The sequence below is a fragment of the Xanthomonas protegens genome, assembly GCF_038442435.1.
Classification (GTDB): Bacteria; Pseudomonadota; Gammaproteobacteria; order Xanthomonadales; family Xanthomonadaceae; genus Xanthomonas_A; species Xanthomonas_A sontii.
Window position 1 is genome coordinate 62,837 of the sequence record NZ_JAQJCQ010000020.1, and the last position, 18,456, is coordinate 81,292.

General features: G+C 71.5%; 15 protein-coding genes. 10 read left to right on the top strand and 5 right to left on the bottom strand.

Features of this window, described 5'->3' with window-relative positions:
* The first annotated feature begins 246 nt into the window (after window positions 1–246).
* Complete coding sequence (locus PIQ37_RS18880) at window positions 247–2,676, top strand: membrane-bound PQQ-dependent dehydrogenase, glucose/quinate/shikimate family (protein WP_342074639.1); 2,430 nt, start codon at window positions 247–249, stop codon at window positions 2,674–2,676.
* Window positions 2,677–2,998: 322 nt separating this feature from the next.
* Here PIQ37_RS18880 and PIQ37_RS18885 read toward each other — a convergent pair whose 3' ends face one another.
* The 4 genes from PIQ37_RS18885 to PIQ37_RS18900 are packed head-to-tail and all read right to left on the bottom strand — an operon-like array spanning window position 2,999 to window position 8,119.
* Window positions 2,999–4,306: an MFS transporter gene (locus tag PIQ37_RS18885; RefSeq protein WP_342074640.1), complete on the bottom strand. Its 1,308-nt coding sequence runs from the start codon at window positions 4,304–4,306 to the stop codon at window positions 2,999–3,001.
* Window positions 4,307–4,354: 48 nt separating this feature from the next.
* Entirely contained in the window at window positions 4,355–5,248 is an 894-nt protein-coding gene (gene aroD / locus PIQ37_RS18890; protein WP_342074641.1) for a type I 3-dehydroquinate dehydratase, read from the bottom strand.
* A gap of 37 nt (window positions 5,249–5,285) precedes the next feature.
* Complete coding sequence (locus PIQ37_RS18895; RefSeq protein ID WP_342074642.1) at window positions 5,286–6,614, bottom strand: carbohydrate porin; 1,329 nt, start codon at window positions 6,612–6,614, stop codon at window positions 5,286–5,288.
* Complete coding sequence (locus PIQ37_RS18900; RefSeq protein ID WP_342074643.1) at window positions 6,611–8,119, bottom strand: right-handed parallel beta-helix repeat-containing protein; 1,509 nt, start codon at window positions 8,117–8,119, stop codon at window positions 6,611–6,613. Before PIQ37_RS18900 ends, PIQ37_RS18895 begins: the two co-directional genes overlap by 4 nt.
* Before the next feature lie 276 nt (window positions 8,120–8,395).
* Between PIQ37_RS18900 and PIQ37_RS18905 the strand changes: the two genes are divergently transcribed.
* On the top strand, window positions 8,396–8,947 hold the full coding sequence (locus PIQ37_RS18905) for a gamma carbonic anhydrase family protein (RefSeq protein WP_342074644.1): 552 nt from the start codon (window positions 8,396–8,398) through the stop codon (window positions 8,945–8,947).
* 9 nt (window positions 8,948–8,956) lie between these two features.
* Here the strand turns inward: PIQ37_RS18905 and PIQ37_RS18910 are convergent, their stop codons facing one another.
* The gene (locus tag PIQ37_RS18910) at window positions 8,957–9,430 is read right to left on the bottom strand and encodes an Lrp/AsnC family transcriptional regulator (protein WP_342074645.1); all 474 of its coding nucleotides are present in this window, start codon (window positions 9,428–9,430) and stop codon (window positions 8,957–8,959) included.
* A 123-nt stretch (window positions 9,431–9,553) separates the two neighbouring features.
* On the opposite strand from PIQ37_RS18910, the gene PIQ37_RS18915 reads away from it, so the two are divergent.
* From PIQ37_RS18915 to PIQ37_RS18950, 8 genes are all read left to right on the top strand, one after another.
* Complete coding sequence (locus PIQ37_RS18915) at window positions 9,554–10,114, top strand: RBBP9/YdeN family alpha/beta hydrolase (RefSeq protein WP_342074646.1); 561 nt, start codon at window positions 9,554–9,556, stop codon at window positions 10,112–10,114.
* A gap of 129 nt (window positions 10,115–10,243) precedes the next feature.
* Window positions 10,244–11,167 carry a DUF2167 domain-containing protein gene (locus tag PIQ37_RS18920; protein ID WP_342074647.1) on the top strand — a complete coding sequence of 308 codons (924 nt, stop codon included), beginning with the start codon at window positions 10,244–10,246 and terminating at the stop codon, window positions 11,165–11,167.
* A gap of 172 nt (window positions 11,168–11,339) precedes the next feature.
* Complete coding sequence (locus PIQ37_RS18925; RefSeq protein ID WP_342074648.1) at window positions 11,340–12,017, top strand: RDD family protein; 678 nt, start codon at window positions 11,340–11,342, stop codon at window positions 12,015–12,017.
* Entirely contained in the window at window positions 12,014–13,069 is a 1,056-nt protein-coding gene (locus PIQ37_RS18930) for a stage II sporulation protein M (RefSeq protein ID WP_342074649.1), read from the top strand. Before PIQ37_RS18925 ends, PIQ37_RS18930 begins: the two co-directional genes overlap by 4 nt.
* Entirely contained in the window at window positions 13,059–14,741 is a 1,683-nt protein-coding gene (locus PIQ37_RS18935) for a DUF4129 domain-containing protein (RefSeq protein WP_342074650.1), read from the top strand. Before PIQ37_RS18930 ends, PIQ37_RS18935 begins: the two co-directional genes overlap by 11 nt.
* Window positions 14,738–15,925: a DUF4350 domain-containing protein gene (locus PIQ37_RS18940; RefSeq protein WP_342074651.1), complete on the top strand. Its 1,188-nt coding sequence runs from the start codon at window positions 14,738–14,740 to the stop codon at window positions 15,923–15,925. The genes PIQ37_RS18935 and PIQ37_RS18940 overlap by 4 nt, the downstream gene beginning before the upstream one ends.
* On the top strand, window positions 15,922–16,914 hold the full coding sequence (locus PIQ37_RS18945) for an AAA family ATPase (protein WP_342074652.1): 993 nt from the start codon (window positions 15,922–15,924) through the stop codon (window positions 16,912–16,914). Before PIQ37_RS18940 ends, PIQ37_RS18945 begins: the two co-directional genes overlap by 4 nt.
* A 205-nt stretch (window positions 16,915–17,119) precedes the next feature.
* Window positions 17,120–18,418: a DUF58 domain-containing protein gene (locus PIQ37_RS18950; RefSeq protein ID WP_342074653.1), complete on the top strand. Its 1,299-nt coding sequence runs from the start codon at window positions 17,120–17,122 to the stop codon at window positions 18,416–18,418.
* Window positions 18,419–18,456 lie beyond the last annotated feature (38 nt).

Here is an 18,456-nt window from a genome sequence, read left to right on the forward strand (position 1 = left end):
GCACCATCCCTGTAACAGTGCGTTGTACGGGCTTCACCAAGGTCGGAGAAACGTCGGAAACCGGCACGCAGCGTCGCACCGGCGGACGGCCCCGTTCGTTCTATTACCGAACACAAATGCGATAATCGCCCATCTTGCCGACGTCGTTTCCCGCCGCGGCATGCCATCGTGCGCACGCCCGCCCGCGCTGCCGTCGTGACCGGCAGCGGACGCCACGCGCCTACCCTGCTGCAGAGGATCGAAATCGTGCAAACCCAATCGGATGTGTCGGCCGGCGGCCGGATCGTGCTGTGGAGCGTCGGCCTGCTGCTGGCCCTGATCGGGCTGGCGCTGCTGGTCGGCGGCATCCGCCTGGCCACGCTCGGCGGCAGCGTCTACTTCCTGGCGATGGGCGCGGCCTGCGTGGCCTCGGCGCTGCTGGTGCTGCGGCGGCGCCCGGCCGGTGCCTGGCTGTACGCGCTGGCCTTCGTGCTGAGCATAGCCTGGGCGTACTGGGACGCCGGCCTGGCGTTCTGGCCGCTGGTGTCGCGGCTGATGATGCCGGCGGTGCTGGCGCTGCTGGTCGCCCTGGTCTACCCGACCCTGCGCCGCGCCCGCGGCCTGCCCGGCGGCCGCGGCGCCTATGCGCTGGCGGCGGTGCTGGCGCTGGCCTGCGCCGGCGGCCTGGCCGGCATGTTCGTGCCGCATCCGCCGGTGGCCGCCAGCGGCCCCGGCCCGGCGCCGGTGCCGGTGATCCCGGCGCAGGCGCAGCGCGACTGGAGCCACTACGGCAACACCGCCGGCGGCAGCCGCTTCGCCGCGCTGGACCAGATCGGCCGTGGCAACGTCGGCCAGTTGCAGGTGGCCTGGACCTACCGCACCGGCGATGTCGCCCTCAGCGACGGCAACGGCGCCGAGGACCAGACCACCCCGCTGCAGATCGGCGAGACGCTGTACGTGTGCACCCCGCACAACAACGTCATCGCCCTGGACGCCAGCAGCGGCCGGCAACTGTGGAAGCACGAGATCAACGCGAAGTCCTCGGTCTGGCAGCGCTGCCGCGGCCTGGCCTACTTCGATGCCGATGCGCCGCTGGCCCAGCCCAGCGCCGCCAACGCCTCGCCGGTGGCGGCGGCGGTGCTGCCGGCCGGCGCCAACTGCCGGCGCCGCGTGCTGACCAACACCATTGACGCGCGGCTGATCGCGCTGGACGCGGACACCGGTGCGTTCTGCAGCGGCTTCGGCCAGAACGGCCAGGTCGACCTGAAGGCCGGCCTCGGCGCCGCGCCCGATCCGTTCTACCAGCTGACCTCGGCGCCGACCGTGGCCGGGACCACGGTGGTGGTGGGCGGCCGCGTCGCCGACAACGTGCAGGCCGACATGCCGGGCGGCGTGATCCGCGGCTTCGACGTGATCACCGGTGCGCAGCGCTGGGCCTTCGACCCGGGCAACCCGCAGGACACGCAGCCACCGGCCGCGGGCAAGACCTACGTGCGCAGCACGCCGAACGTGTGGGCGCCGATGTCCTACGACGCCGCGTCCAACACCGTGTTCCTGCCGATGGGCAGCCCGTCCACCGACCTGTACGGTGCCGAGCGCAGCGCGCTGGACCACCGCTTCGGCGCCTCGATCACCGCGCTGGACGCCAGCACCGGCCAGGTCAAATGGGTCTACCAGACCGTGCACAACGATCTGTGGGATTTCGACCTGCCGATGCAGCCGAGCCTGATCGACTTCCCGATGGCCGATGGCCGCAAGGTGCCGGCGCTGATCATCGGCACCAAGGCCGGCCAGTTGTACGTGCTCGACCGCGCCACCGGCAGGCCGCTGACCGAGGTTCGCGAGGTGCCGGTGAAGGCCGCCGACATCCCGCACGAACCGTATGCGCTGACCCAGCCGCTGTCGGTGGGCATGCCGCAGATCGGCACCAAGCACCTGACCGAAGCGGACATGTGGGGCGCCACCCTGCTGGACCAGATGCTGTGCCGCATCGCCTTCAAGAAGATGCGCTACGAGGGCCTGTACACCGCGCCCGGCACCGACGTGTCGCTGAGCTTCCCCGGCTCGCTGGGCGGCATGAACTGGGGCGGGCTGTCGGTCGATCCGGTGCACGACGTGGTGTTCGCCAACGACATGCGCCTGGGCCTGTGGGTGCAGATGATTCCGCAGAAGGCCGACAAGGCGGCCGCCTCCAGCGGCGGCGAGGCGGTCAACACCGGCATGGGCGCGGTGCCGCTGAAGGGCACGCCGTACGCGGTCAACAAGAACCGCTTCCTGTCGGCGCTGGGCATTCCCTGCCAAGCGCCGCCGTTCGGCACGCTGAGCGCGATCGACCTGAAGACCCGCAGCATCGCCTGGCAGGTGCCGGTGGGCACCGTGCAGGACACCGGCCCGCTCGGCTTCAAGATGCACCTGCCGATTCCGGTCGGCATGCCCACGCTGGGCGGTACCCTGGCCACGCAGAGCGGCCTGGTGTTCATCGCCGGCACCCAGGACTACTACCTGCGTGCCTTCGACAGCGGCACCGGCAAGGAACTGTGGAAGGCACGGTTGCCGGTCGGCAGCCAGGGCGGGCCGATGACCTACGTGTCGACCAAGAACGGCAAGCAGTACATCGTGATCACCGCCGGCGGCGCACGGCAGTCGCCGGACCGCGGCGACTACGTGATCGCCTACGCGCTGCCGGACGCCAAGTAGCAAGGCCTGCGCGCGGTGACACTGGACAGTGCAGCCACGTGTCCGTTGGGCCTCAGGCACGCCTCGTGCGGGTGCAACAGGTTGGCCGACACATCGCAGCCGCCAGCCGCCAGCCGCCAGCCGAACTCATTCAACCGCAGGAAACTGAAGCCCCTCTCCCCCCGGGAGAGGGGTTGGGGTGAGGGTACGTCGGCGAAGCCGCCGATCTAGGCGCCGGGCAGCGGCGCCGGTGGTGCGACGTAGGCCAGGTCGGCGCAGCAAGCGCCGTCAGGCGCAGTGTTCCCAGAAGCTGGATCAGACGCGCGTCCGCGCCGCCCTGCCCTCAACGCGACGGCTGCAGCCGCATCGTCAGCACCGCGGCAATGGCCACCAGCAGCGGCAGCGCCAGCACGTAGTACAGGTTGGCCGGCTGCCAGCCGGCGTCGACCAGCACGCCGACGGTCATCGGCGAGAGGATCGCGCCGACGCGGCCGATGCCGATCGCCCAGCCCAGGCCGGTGGTGCGCACGCTCGGCGCGAACACGATCGGCGCCAGCGCATACAGGCCGGCCATCGAGCCGAACAGCGCCGCACCGATCACGAAGGCCACCGGGAAGGCCAACTGCAGTTGCGTGCCGAGCGTGGCGAACGCCGCCATCCCCAGTGCGGCGATCAGGAAGCTGGCCGCGGTCAACCGCGGCAGCAAAAAGCGTGCGGCCAGGCCGCCGAACAAGGCGCCGCCGACGATGCCGCCCAGGTTCAGCAGCACCCCGCCGGTGACGCCCTGCTCGGCCGACAGCCCCGCTTGCACCAGCAGTTTCGGCGTCCAGCTCAGCACGAAATAGAAGGCGAACATGTGCATGAAGAAGCCCAGCGCGATCAGCACGCTGTTGCGGCGCAGGCGGGGAGTGAACAGCGCTGCGTAGCCCGCCTTCTCCTGCACCGGCGGCCGCGGCGGCAGGGCATCCAGGGTCGGTGCGCGCATGCGCGTCAGCAGCACGTTGAGCCGCGCCAGCGCATCCGGCGGGCGCCGGCTGAGCAGGAAGTCCAGCGATTCGGGCAGCAACGCCAGCACCACCGGGATGCACAGCAGCGACGCGAGTGCGCCGAACAGGAAGGCCGCATGCCAGCCCCAGCGTCCCAGCAGCATCGCGGCGATCAATCCGCCCAGCGTGGCGCCGATGGGATAGCCGGTGGCCTGCAGGGCTACCGCGGTGCTGCGCCATTTCGGGCTGGCGTATTCGGCGGTGATCACGCCGACGCCGGCGAGCATGCCGCCGATGCCGATGCCGGTGAACACGCGCAGCGCGGCCAGTTGCCAGATGTCCTGCGCCAGCGCCGAGGCGGCCATGCCGATGGTCAGGATCACCAGGCAGCACAGGATCATGCTGCGCCGGCCCCAGCGATCGGCCAGCGGCGCCAGCAGCAGCGAGCCCAGCGCCATGCCCACCAGCCCGGCGCTGAGTGCGATGCCCAACATTTTCCCGGACAGGCGCCAGGCCTCCGACACGTGCGGGGCGATGAACGCCATCACCATCACGTCGAACCCGTCGAGCATGTTCAACAGCACGCAGACCGCGATCGCCGTCCACTGGAACCCACTCATGCGGTCCAGGACGAGGGCGGTGGGCGGGGCGGCGGCATGGCTCATGGCAACACTCCTGCAGGAACGGCGAACGAGGACGGCAGCGTCGCGGGATTACTTGGGCGGCGCGGCGGCATGCAGCGCGTCGAGCGTCTGCCGCAAGCGTGCCGCGTCGATCTGCCCCGGCGCCGAGGCGGTGCCGAGCATGCCGAAGGTCAGGCTCTGCCCGAAGGTCGCGCCGGACAGCCGCGACACCGCGCCCAGCGGCCCCATCGCCATGGTCAGCAAGGGCTGGCCGCTGCGCTGGCGCATCTGCCAGGTGGCGTCGAGCAGGTGCAGCACGTCGCCCGGATCGCGCGGCATCACCGCGATCTTCAGCACGTCGGCGCCCAGCGCCTGCTGCCGCTGCAGCCGCGCCACGATCTCCGCCACCGGTGGAGTGGCGTGGAAGTCGTGGCTGGACATCACCACATACACGCCTTGGCGGTGCGCCTGCGCCACCAGCCGCCGCAGCACCGCCGGGTCGCGGAACATCTCCACGTCGAGCAGGTCGGCGAAGCGCGCGTCCAGCAGGCGCGCGTACAGCGCGCCGTAGGCGGCATCGTCGATCGCCACCGCGCCGCCCTCGGCCTTGGTGCGGAAGGTCAGCAGCAGCGGCTTGCCATGCAACGCCTGCGCCAGGCGCGGCCCCAATGCCGCCAGCGCCGCCGCGTCGGTGGCGCCGTCCATCAGGTCGATGCGCCACTCGGCCAGGTCCGCATCCGGCGAGGCGGCGATGCGCTGCGCCTGCGCCAGCGCCTCCCCGGCGTCGTGCGCGGTGATCGGCACGATGATCTTGGGCAGGCCGGTGCCGATGTCGAGTCCGCGGATCTGCAGGACGTGCGGCGGTGGCGGCGGCGCGGCAGCGGGCGCTGCTGCTGGGGGCGCCGTGGAAGCGGCCTGCAGCGGCGAGGCCAGCAGCAGGCCGGCGCAGCACAGGAAGGTCAGTCGTCGTGGGAACAGGGGCATCGGGATTGGCCTGGGCAAGGAAACGCGCAGCGCGCGCTCAGAAGGTGAGCTTGACCTGCAACCCCACCGCCAGCGCGTTATCGGTGCGCGCATAGGCGAAGGTGCCGGGGTTGACGATGTACTGCACGTCCGGCCGCAGCAGCAGCCACGGCGTCAGTTGCGCGCTGTAGGACAGCTCGTAGAGTTCCTCGGCGGTGTCGAGCGCGAACACCGGCGCCTCCGGCGGCACGCCGGCATCGAGTAGCGCCGCGCGCCGCGCGTCGAGCAGGCGATGATTGATGTCGGCGCCGACGTAGCCCAGGGCGATGCGGTCCTGGCTGCGTCGGCCGATGCCCTGATAGACGCCGCCCAGCGCGTACCAGCGGGTGATCTGCGCGGTGGCGCGGTCGGACACCATGTACTGGGCGAAGCCGGTCAGGCCGCGGCCGCGCTCGCCGCCGGGCGAGTACAGCTTCTGTTTCACCAGCAGGTAGGCGCCGTCGCGGCCGGTGGTGGCGCGCGGATCCAGGCCCTTGCGCGGCACCCGCGAGGAGTCGTAGTAGCCGCCGAACTTGTAGGTGCCCGGATAGGCGCCACCGGCGCCCGGCGTCCAGGTGAGCTCGACGGGGAACAGCGAGCCGGTGGTGCCGCGCGCGGCCAGGTCGAACGCGGTGTGCACGTTGTTGTTGGTGCTCGGGTTGACCTGGAACCAGCCGACCCGCAGGTTCGTCGCCGGCGTCAGTTGCTGCGCCACCTCCGCGCCCCAGCGCGCGTTGGGATAGTTGTACCAGCCGCTGTTGCCGGACATCGCCAGCGGATGCGCGCAGAACGCGGCGTTGACGAAGTTGGTCAGCAGCGTGTGCGCGCCGAACTGATTGCCCATCGCGTAGAAGCCGGCCTTGATGTACGAGCGCCCGTCGTTGAAGCGGCGGTCGTAGCTCAGTTCGGTCAGCCGGGTGAACTGGCCGCCGTAGGCTTCCTGGATCGGGAAGCGGTTGCCGAGCAGGTCGGCCGAGGTGCTGCGGCCGCGGCGGTCGTTGACGGTCACGTGCAGCGCGCCGCCGCCCCAGCCGGCGAGTTTCGCCAGGTCCAGGTCCACGCCCAGCCGCACCTGCTGCGCATAGCGCGCGCCGCGCTCGCCGCGGCCGCCGTCGACCACGCCCATGGCTTCGCCGACGTAGTCGCCGCGCACGTTGACGCCGCGTTGCAACCAGTCGCTGCGCGTGCCGTCCCAGTCGCCGGTCAAGGTGCTGTGCGCCAGGTCGGTGGCGTCCTGCGCGGCGGCGACCGTAGGGACGAAGGCGACGGCGGCGGCCAGCAGCGACCAGGCCGGCACCGACGGCAGGCGTCGCAGCGCGCGAGCGCCAGCGGATGCAGCGCGGCTCACGGCGCCACCGCCAGCGGCGCGCTCAGCGGCGAGGTCGCGCCGTCGTCGCTGGTGACGGTGGCGGTGAGCGTGGCCAACGCCGCGCCGTCGCCCTCCAGCGGCAGCGCGAAGCGGCCCTGTCCCTGTGCGTCCACTTGCGCCTCGACGCGGCCCAGATAACGTTCGGCCTCGTCGTCGCCGGGCCGGCGGTTGCCGAACAGCTCCACCGTGTAGAGATGGCCGGGACGGCCGACGAAGCTGCCCTGCACCTGCGGCACGCCGGCGCCGCGCTCGATCGCGCGCAACTGCGGAGCGGCCTGGCCGAAGTTGGGCGGCGGTTGGCAACCGTCGGGCGCAGCAGCGCCGCAGATCGCCGCGCGCTTGCGCGGGTCGGGATCGACGCCGATGCCGCGCGAACCGACGAAGGGCGCATGCTCCAGGCCCGGCACGCCGAACACGATGGCGCCGCGCGGCTGGCCCGGGGCGCAGGCGCCGCCGGCGAAACAGCGTTCGATCTTCAGCCCATTGCCGGACAGCAGGTTGGCGCTGAACCGGTTGGGCTCGCTGCGCGGCTGCGGGCGTACCGCGATGCCGATGCCGTTGCCGGTCAGGCGGTTGCCCTCGATCAGGTTGTCGCGGCCGGTGACGCTGACTCCGATCGAATTGCCGGCGAAATCGTTGTCGGCGATGGTGTTGCGGTTGCCCCAGTTGATCTGCAGCCCGTCGGAATAGCGCTCGAACCGGTTGCGCAGCACGGTGTTGTCGTTGCCCCACAGGATCTCGATGCCCTGCGAGGGCTCGGGGTTGGCGTCGGTGGAGCGGAACACGTTGTCGGCCACCAGGTTCCAGGCCGCGCCGCGGGTCAGTTCCAGGCCGTCGCCGTTGTCGAGGAAGGTGTTGCGCTCGATGCGGTTGCGCACCGTGGTGGTGGCGGTGGACTGGCCGTTGCCGTCGTCGCCGGTCAGCATCACCCCGGCCCCGCCGTGGTTGGCGACGATGCGGTTGTCGCGCAGCACATTGTCGCTGGCGCGGTTGAGCAGCAAGCCGATGCAGAAGTTGCGGATCTCCAGGCCGCTCAGTTCCACGCCATGGGTATCGCGCAGTACCAGGCCGGGCAGCGTGGTGCTGCGCACGTTGGTGCCGAACTGGCCCTTTTCCGCGCCCGGGCAGGCGGCGGTGCCCTTGCCATGGATGTAGCCGGCACCGTCGATGGCGATGTACTGGCCGTCGTGCGCCCGCGCCAGGCCCACCACCTGCAGCGGCCCCTGCAGCGCCGGCAGCGGTACGCGCGGGCGGATCACGTACGGCGGCGCGCCCACCGCGGCGATCTCGATGCGGTAGCGGCCGGGCGCCTGGTTGGCGGTGGTGATCGCCCAACGCAGGGAACCGGGGGCGTCGTCGTCGGCGTAGCGGTCCACGGTGAGCACGCTGCGCTCCGGCGGCGCCGGCTCGGCCTGGTAGGCGCACACGGCACCGGGAAGCAGGGCCGCGAGCAGGGCCAGGCCGCGGGAAAACGCACGGGACATGCACCATCTCCAACAGAATCGGGACCGCACCGGCGGCGGGCAGCGCCGCGGCCGTCAGCGGGCACGCGTCGCGCGCTGCCAGGCGCCGGGACAGCGGCAACGCTAGTTTTATCGCACTGCACCATTCAAGTGCGAATATCGATTGTCGGTGCGTTTATCGCACAATCGCGTGCATCGCCCAGCCGCTCGGGCGCTCCACCGGCGGCAGCCGGCGCCAGGCGCCGCGCTATCATCGGCGCCCGCGTGGCCGCCGGCCGCCCACCGCCGGAGAGCAGCATGTCCCCGATCCGCCCCTACCTCGACACGACTCCGCAGCTGGGCGCGCGCGTCTATGTCGACCCGGCCTGCACCGTGATCGGCGACGTGGTGCTGGAGGACGACGTGTCGGTATGGCCGGGCACGGTGATCCGCGGCGACGTCAACTACGTGCGCATCGGCGCGCGCAGCAACATCCAGGACGGCACCATCATCCACGTCAGCCACCACAGCCCGTTCAACGCGGCCGGCTACCCGACCCTGATCGGCGCGGACGTGACCGTGGGCCACGGCACCATCATCCATGCCTGCACCATCGAGGACCTGTGCCTGATCGGCATGGGCGCCTGCATCCTCGACGGCGCCACGGTGAAGAAATACGGCTTCGTCGGTGCCGGTGCGGTGGTTGGCCCGGGCAAGACCGTCGGCGAGGGCGAGCTGTGGCTGGGCAATCCCGCGCGCAAGGCGCGCATGCTCAGCGACAAGGAGATCGAAAGCCTGCACTACTCGGCGCAGCACTACGTGCGGCTGAAGGACCGCTATCTGGCCGCGGCCGCTACAGCGCCGCAGTAGGCGCCGCCGCTACTCGGCCGCCAACGCCAGCAGTGCACGGCCGATCGGGCGCGGCGCCTCGCTGCGCAGCACCACGCTGGTGGTCACCGCACCGAAGCGCCCCAGGGCGTCGATGACCGGCTCCAGCTGCGCCGGCGCGGGCACCAGCACGCGCAGCACGAAGCAGTCCTCGCCGGTGACCCGATGCACGTCCAGCACCTGCGGCATCTGCGCGAACAGCGCCAGGCACGCGCCGATCTGCGCATGCGTGGTGCGCAGGCGGACGATGGCCGAGGTCGCCAGGCCCAGCGCGCGCGGGTCGACCCGGGCGGTATAGCCGGTGATCACGCCCTGCTCCTCGAGCCGGCGCACACGTTCGGACATGGCCGGCTGCGACAGCCCGATGCGCCGCCCCAGCGCCGCCAGGGCGATGCGCCCGTCGCACTGCAGCGCCTCCAGGATCGCGTAGTCCAGGGCATCGCCCCGCCAGGTCTTCGCCGCCACTCGCCTCGCCCCTCGTCACGCACCGTGGATTCATCGGAAAAACGCCGCATCGGCCGATGCATCGCCATGGCGATGCCGGACAGGCAGCGCGACACTCCTGCTTTCTTCGACGGAGCGTAGCGCATGCAGGACGTGGTGATCGTGCCGGGCATCGGCGACTCGGGACCGGAACACTGGCAAACCCTCTGGCAGCGGCACGACCCGCGCATGCGCCGGCTGCAACCGGTGTCGTTCGCGCATCCGCAGCTGCACGACTGGCTGCATGCGCTCGACCGCTGCGTACAGCACTGCGCCACGCCGCCGCTGCTGGTCGCGCATAGCCTGGGCTGCCTGCTGGTCGCGCATTGGGCCGCGCGTGCCGACCGTCTGCCGCGCGGCGCCTTCCTGGTCGCGGTGCCCGACCCGGACAGCGCCGCGTTCCCGCATGCGCACGCCGCCAGTTTCGTCCCGGTGCCGGCGGCGCCGCTGCGGTTTCCCAGCCTGATCCTGGCAAGCAGCGACGATCCGTACGCCACGCTGTCCTACAGCCGCCGCTGCGCGTCCGACTGGGGCAGCGGACTGGCCGAACTCGACCGCCTGGGACATCTCAATGCGGACAGCGGCCTGGGCGCATGGCCGCACGGCGCGCAGTTGCTGGCCGCTTTCGACGCCGGCCTCGGACCTGCACCGGCCTCACCCGTCTGAGCGCTGCCGGTGCATCGCCGGCAGCACGCCGCGCGGCGCCGTGGACCGGCAAACGGGCGCGCGTGACTGGCGCGCCATGCACGCTTGCGCGACACTAGGCACCTCTGGCGTGGGGACGCCACCGAACGAATGGAATCGCCGATGATCAAGATCTCGCTGCGCGGCCTGCTGGCCGCTTTTTTCTGCGCGCTGTGCGCCACCGCCGGCCCGGCCCTGGCCCAGGACAGCGGCCCGGACATGACCGCCGAGCAGTTCGTCGGCTCGCTGCATTTCCGCGACGGGCATATCGAACTGCCGCAGGCCAAGGTGCATTTCGACCTCGGCCCGGCGTTCCGCTTTCTGGACAAGGCCGACGCGCGCAGGGTGCTGGAGAGCTACTGGGGCAACCCGCCAGACGACGACGTGCTGGGCCTGATCGTGCCGCGCCAGCCCGCGCTCGACGAGAAGGGCAGCTGGGCGGTGGTCGTCACCTACTCCGATGACGGCTACGTGTCAGACGAGGACGCCAGCAAGATCGACTACCAGGCCATGCTCAAGGACATGCAGGAGGAGACGCGCGAGTCCAACGCGCAGCGCAAGAAGGCCGGCTACGAGCAGGTCGACCTGATCGGCTGGGCGGTGCCGCCGCGCTACGACACCGGCAGCAAGAAGCTGTACTGGGCGCGCGAACTGGCGTTCGCCGGCGAGCACGAGCACACCCTCAACTACGACATCCGCGTGCTCGGCCGGCATGGCTACCTCAGCCTCAATGCGGTCTCGGGCATGGGCGAACTGGCGCAGGTGCGCGAGGGCATGCAGCAGTTGCTGCCGATGGCCGAGTTCGACAGCGGCGCCCGCTATGCCGACCACAACCCGTCCACCGACAAGATCGCCAGCTACGGCCTGGCCACGCTGATCGGCGGGGGCCTGGCGGCCAAGGCCGGCCTGTTCGCCAAGCTGGGCCTGTTGTTGGCCAAGGCCTGGAAGCTGCTGCTGGTCGGCCTGATGGCGCTGGTCGCCGGCGTGCGCAAGCTGTTCTCCGGGCGCCAGCGCGACGGCGGCACGGTACGCTGATCGACGCCGCCGGCGTGCTGGGCAATTCACGCCACGCCGGCTAAAGTGCCGCTTCGGAGCAGGACGCAGTCGAGAGCAGCATGCCGCCACAGGCAGCCGGCCGAACGGAAGGACGGCCTCCCCACATCGCAGGTGCCCGTGTCCGCCGCACCACTTGGCGGCGGTAAGCGGCATGCTCGATACCTACCGCGAAGTCATCACCCCCGAGGGCGTGCCGCTGCATCTGCCGGCCGCCGGTGCGGTGCCGCGCGCGCTGGCCTGGCTGATCGACCTGGCGCTGCGCTTCGCCCTGCTCACCGCCATGGGCATGTTCCTCGGCCTGCTCGGCGGCCTCGGCCAGGGCCTGTACCTGGTGGCGATGTTCCTGGTGTTCTGGGCGTACCCGATCGTGCTGGAGGGCTGGCGCGGCCGGACCCTGGGCAAGCAGGCGCTGGGCCTGCGCGTGGTGGCGCGCAACGGTGCGCCGGTGGGCTGGATGGCCGCGATCACCCGCAACCTGCTGCGCACCGTGGACATGTTGCCGTTCGGCTATGCCGTCGGCCTGATCGCCTGCCTGTTCGACACCCATTCGCGGCGCCTGGGCGACCTGGTCGCCGGCACGCTGGTGGTGCACCAGCCGCCGCGCGAGGATGAGGCGCTGCCGCCGATCGCCAGCGCGCTCGCGCCGCCGCGGCCGCTGCTGCCGGCCGAACAGTCTGCGCTGATCGCCTTCGCCGAGCGCGCGCCGCGGCTCACCCCGGAGCGGCAACTGGAACTGGCCGCACTGGCGCAGCCGCTGACCGACACGCCGGGCCAGGCCGGGGTGCTGCGCCTGTACGCGATGGCCAACTGGCTGCTGGGCCGCCGATGAAACAGGAACAGTTCGTCCTCCGCCATCAGCAGGAATGGCAGGTGTTCGAGGCCTGGCTGCAGCGCAGCGCGCGCACGTCGGCGCCGAACAAGGCCGGTGCCGCCAGCGACGCCAGCGAGACCGCCGCGCCGCCGATCCCGAGTCCAGGCCAGCCGACGCCGCTCGCCGACGAGGACATGCCGGCGCGCTACCGGCGCGTGTGCCACCAGCTGGCGCTGGCGCGCAGGCGCGGCTACAGCCCGCAGGTCACCGCGCGCCTGCAGCATCTGATGCAGCAGGGCCACACCGTCCTGTACCGGGCGCCGCGGCCACGCTGGCGGCGCGCGGCGGAATTCCTGTTCGCCGAATTCCCGCAGCTGGTGCGCAGCCAGGCCGGCTACATGGCGGCGGCCACCGCGCTGTTCGTGGTGCCGCTGGTGACCATCTTCGTGCTGTTGCAGTTCTGTCCGGAACTGATCCACGGGTTGATGGACCCGATGCAGGTCACCCAGGTCGAGCGCATGTACGACCCGGCCGCCAGCGCACAGAGGCTGGGCCGCGACAGCGGCACCGATTGGCAGATGTTCGGCCACTACATCATGAACAACATCAGCATCGGCCTGCGCACGTTCGCCAGTGGCCTGCTGGCGGGACTGGGCACGGTGCTGGTGCTGCTGTTCAACGGCATCACCATCGGCGCGGTGGCCGGGCACCTGCACCAGATCGGCTACGGCGTCACCTTCTGGCGCTTCGTTGCCGGGCATGCGCCGTTCGAACTGACCGCGATCGTGATCGCCGGCGGCGCCGGTCTGCAGCTCGGCCTGAAGGTGCTGGCGCCGGGACGGCGGCGGCGCATCGATGCGCTGGTGGAAGGCGGCAAGATCGGCGCGCGGCTGTGCCTGGGCGTGGCCGCGATGCTGCTGGTGGCCGCTTTCATCGAGGCGTTCTGGTCGTCCATCGCGACCGTGCCGGCGTGGGTCAAGTACAGCGTGTCGGCGACGCTCTGGACGCTGGTGCTGGCGTGGCTGTGGCGCGGCGGGCGCGGCCGCGCGGAGGCCATCGATGCGGATTGAGCGCCTGGACGTGGTGCTGCGCGCACGCTCGGCCTGGGAAGCGATGGAACTGGGCAGCGCCCTGGTCCGCCGCCACGCCGGGGCGATCTGGAAGCCGTGGCTGCTGGTCACCCTGCCGCTGTTCGCCGTGCTCAACCTCGGCGCCTGGGCGATCGATGCGCTGTGGCTGGCACCGCTGCTGCTGTGGTGGCTGAAGCCGGTGCTGGACCGGATCCCGCTGTTCGTGATCTCGCGTGCGGTGTTCGGCGACGTGCCGCGCGTGCGCGACACCGTGCGCGCGCAGGGCGCCTGGGGCTGGCGCACCCTGATCGGCTACCTGACCTGGCGTCGGTTGAGTCCTGCGCGCAGCGTGTTCATGCCGCTGGAATTGCTGGAAGGCGCGAGCGCCAGCCAGCAGCGCGAGCGCCGCCGCACCCTGGGCGGGGCGATCTACGGCCATGCGCTGCTGATGGCCAGCGTCTTCGCCACGTTCGAGGGCATGCTCAGCCTGGCCTGCATCGCCACGATCTTCCTGTTCGTGCCCATCGACCTGCTGCCGGAAACCGCGCGCGCGGCCTGGTCGCTGATCGGCCAGCAGACCCCGGTGTGGGCGGACATCGGCTTCAATGCCATCGCCTGGCTGGCGATGACCCTGATCGAACCGTTCTTCGTCGGCGCCGGCTTCGGCCTGTACCTCAACCGGCGCACCCAGCTCGAAGCCTGGGACGTGGAAATGGCGCTGCGGCGGATGGCCGCGCGCCTGCGCGCCGCCGCGCCGCTGGCGGTGCTGTGCGTGGCCCTGCTCGCCGCGCCGGCCGTGGCGCTGCGTGCGCAGCCGGCGGCCGACGACACGGCGGTGCAGACGGCGGCGGAGCAGGATGCTCCCGCCGACGCCAGCCGCGATGACGGGACCGATGCCGACGCGGACACTGACGATGATGCGGATGCGGATGCCGACACCGACAGCAAGTCCGCTGCCGACAGCCACCACCACGGCACGCGCCCGGTCCCGCTGGATGAGGTGTTCGACACCGTTCCCGCCGCCGATGCGCGCTTCACCCGCGCCGCCGACCGCGCCTACGCCGATCCGCTGCTGACCGCCAAGCGCACCATCGGCTACTGGAAAAAGCGCAATCCCGACGAACCGCCCAAGCCGGACGACAAGCAGCAAGACCTCACCGCGTTCGGCAAATGGATGAAGGCCGCCGCCCAGGCCATCGCGTTCGTCGGCAAGTGGGGCATGTGGGTGCTGGCGGGCATCCTGCTGCTGGTGCTGCTGCTGACCGCCAGGCACTGGCTGCCGTGGATGCGCGGCACCGGGCGCCGGCGTGCAACGGTGGCGACGGCACCGGAGCACACGCCGGTGCTGGCGCCGCAACCGCTGCCGGACGACGTGGCGACGGTGGCACGACGCGCCTGGCGCGAAGGCCGCCACCGCGACGCGCTGGCGCTGCTGTACCGGGCCAGCGTGGCGACGCTGTGCGAGCGCGCCGACCTGGTGCTGCCGCCCAGCGCCACCGAGGCGCAGTGCCTGCGCGCCGCGCAACGCCTGCCCGATGACACCGACCGCAGCCTGTTCGCGCGCATGGTGCGGGTCTGGCAGCACGCCGCCTATGCAGGCCGGCTGCCCGAGGACAGCGCCTTCGGCGCGCTGGTGGACGACCTGCAGCGCCAGTTCCGGTGGCAGGCATGAACAGCGGCACGCGCAATGCGCTGATCTTCCTGGTCGGCCTGCTGCTGGTCAGCGTCGGCGCGGCCTGGTTCTTCGGCCGCTACGAACGCGCCGAGCGGGAGATCGTGCTGCCGCCGCGCGGCGAGGCGGCTTACAACCCGTTGTACGCGCTGCGCCAGACCCTGCGCGCCGACGGCGTGCGCGCCGAGTCGCGGCAACGCCTGGACCTGGAGGCGATGCGCCTGCGCCCGCACGACAGCGTGGTGCTGTACGGCGACCCACGCATGCTCGGCAAGGCCGACGGCGACGCCTTGCTGGACTGGGTGGAGCATGGCGGACATCTGGTGCTGCGCACGCCCACCGCGGAGGTCAAGCGCGGCGACGTGCCGATCCTGGAAGCGCTGGACATCACCGTCGAGGCGCGCAGCCCGGACGACTGCCTGGTCATGGCGGTGCCGGGCGCGGCGCCGCAGAAGGTGTTCTGCGACGGTCGCCGCTTCCACATCGACCCGGATACGCCCGACAACTGGTGGAGCGGCGAGGACGACGACTTCGTGTTCGCGCGCGTGCCCTACGGCGACGGCAGCGTGGACGTGCTGTCGGAGCTGGATTTCCTCGAGAACCAGGACGACCGGCTCGGCAAGATGTTCGAGGGCTCGCCGATGGAAGACGATCCGGTGCTGCGCAGCGGCGGGCTGCGCGAGGCCGGCAACCGCCTGCTGGCACGGCAGGTGCTGGGGCCGAACTACGGCCAGGGCACCATCCACCTGATCTATTCGGCCGAACTGCCATCGCTGTGGCGCACCCTGTTCACCCGCGGCTGGCCGGCCTGGCTGCCTGCGCTGCTGGTCCTGCTGGCCTGGCTGTGGTCGCGCATTCAGCGTTTCGGGCCGCTGCTGGCGCCGCCGGCCGAGGATCGCCGTTCGCTGCTGGAACACGTGCGCGCCAGCGGCGAACACCTGCTGCGCTACGGCCGCGCCGACCTGCTGCACGCGGCGGTACGCGAGGCGTTCCTGGCGCGGCTGCGCCGACGCGCGCCGATCGCCGCCGCGCTGGAGGGCCCAGCCCAGGCCGCCGCCATCGCCGACCGCCTGCAGTTGCCGGTGGCGCAGGTCGAACAGGCGCTGCAACCGCCGCCGCCCAACCAACCCGCCGCCTTGCGCGAGCGCATCCGCCTCCTCGTCCAGATGAGAAACCAGTTATGACCACCGCCTCCTCCGACGCCGTCGCGCCGCTCGCCGGCCCTGCCCTGATCGAACGCGCCGAGGCGATCCGCGCCGCGGTCGGCCACGCCTTCATCGGCCAGCCGGACGTGCTGGAGCAGATCCTGATCGCGCTGCTGGCCGGCGGGCATGTGCTGATCGAGGGCGTGCCCGGCCTCGGCAAGACCCTGCTGGTGCGCGCGCTGGCGCAGGCCCTGGAACTGAACTACGCACGCGTGCAGTTCACCCCGGACCTGATGCCCAGCGACGTCAGCGGCCACGCCGTGTACGACCCCAAGACCGAGAGCTTCAAGATCCGCCGCGGCCCGGTGTTCACCCACTTGCTGCTGGCCGACGAGATCAACCGCGCCCCGGCCAAGACCCAGTCGGCACTGCTGGAAGTGATGCAGGAAGGCCAGGTCACCATCGAAGGCACGGCCTTCCCGCTGGCGCCGCCGTTCCTGGCGCTGGCCACGCAGAACCCGGTCGAGCAGGAGGGCACCTACCCGTTGCCGGAAGCGCAGCTGGACCGCTTCCTGCTGAAGATCCTGATCGACTACCCGCAACTGGAAGACGAGGCGCGCATGGTCGCCGCGGTCACCAGCGGGCGCAGCGCCGGCGACTTCGACCTGTCGCAGGTGCCGCGCGTGCTCGGCGCCGAGGACGTGGTGGCGATGCAGGCCGGCACCGCGGCCATCGCCGTCGACCCGCAGGTCATCGACTACGCCGTGCGCATCGTCGCCGCCACCCGCCGCTGGCCCGGCATTGCGCTTGGCGCCGGCCCGCGCGGCAGCATCGCCCTGGTCCGCGCGGCGCGCGCGCAGGCCGTGCTGTCCGGCCGCGACTTCGTCATCCCCGACGACATCCGCGACGTGGCCAAGCCGGCCCTGCGCCACCGCATCGCCCTGGCCCCGGAACTGCAGATCGAAGGCCAGAGCGCCGACGACGCCCTCGGTGGGTTGCTGGCCAAGGTGGAGGCGCCGCGGAAATGAGCGGGGAGTGGGGAGTCGGGATTGGGGATTGGCAACAGCGGAGCGCTGCGGCGGCGCGTGCCGCTGACCGCATCGCAGCGTCTTGGTTGATCCGCTATACCGCGCTCCCTGTAACCCGACGCCGCTTCTCAACCACACGGCGCTGCAGACCCCATTGCGCGCCTTTACGAATCCCCACTCCCCACTCCCCAATCCCGGCCACCCAATGAGACCCGCCCCGCTCCTGCTGGCCCTGCTCGCGCTGTGGGCGCTGTACGGCCTGGCCGTGGCGCTGGGCTGGCTGCCGCTGTGGAGCTGGCAGGCGGTGGCGGCGGGCATCGCCCTGGTCGCGGCGCTGGATGCGTGGCGGCTGTGGCGCCGGCCGACGCCGCAGGTGCGCCGCGAGCTGCCCGAAGCGCTGCCGCTGGGTGTGCAGCGCGACGTGGTGCTGCACCTGGACAGCGCGCAGCGCCAGCGCGTGGACCTGTTCGACCTGGTGCCCAGCGGCTGGGAGTTGCAGGGCCTGCCACAACGCATGACCCTGCCCGCCGCGCATCAGACCCAGGTGCGCTATCGACTGCGTCCGACCGCACGCGGCCGCTTCGTCTTCGACGGCACCCACCTGCGCCTGCATGCGCCCTGGCGCCTGTGGTGGCAGCAGCGCCTGGCCGGGTCTGCACAGACCGTGCGCGTGTATCCGAACTTCGCGCCGCTGACCCGCTTCGCCCTGTTCAGCGCCGAACAGGCCTCGCGCCTGGTCGGCGCGCACCTGAAGCGGCGCCGCGGCGAAGGCACCGACTTCCACCAGATGCGCGAGTATCGGGTCGGCGACAGCCTGCGCCAGATCGACTGGAAGGCGACCTCGCGCGCACGCAAGCTGATCTCGCGCGAGTACCAGGACGAGAAGAACCAGCAGTTGCTGATGCTGATCGACACCGGGCGGCGCATGCTGGCCAGCGAGCGTGGCCTGTCGCACTTCGACCATGTGCTCAACGCGTCGTTGGTGGTGTCGTACCTGGCGCTGCGCCAGGGCGACGCGGTGGGCATGATGGCCAGCGGCGGCGACGCGCGCTGGGTGGCGCCGCAACGCGGCATGGCCACCGTCGACGTGCTGCTGCGCGCCAGCTACGACCTGCAGCCGCAGCCGGTGGCCACCGATTACCTGACCGCCGCCACCGAACTGTCGCTGCGCCAGCGCCGCCGCGCGCTGGTGATGCTGGTCAGCAACGTGCGCGACGAGGACATCGAAGACCTGCTGGCCGCCGTGCGCCTGCTGCAGCGCCGCCACCTGGTGTGCGTGGCCAGCCTGCGCGAGCGCGAACTGGACCAGGCGCTGGCGGAGGACGTGCACGAGCTGCCGCAGGCGGTGCAGGCCGGCGCAGTGGCGCGCTACCTGCAGCAACGCAGCGCCGCGCACGACGCACTGCGCAGCCACGGCGTGATGGTGCTCGACGTCACCGGCGAGGAACTGCCCGCCGCGCTGATCGAGCGCTACCTGGCGGTGAAGCGGGACGGGTTGCTGTAGCGCGGTGCGGCGGCGCCGCCGCACCGCTCCCCCGCGCC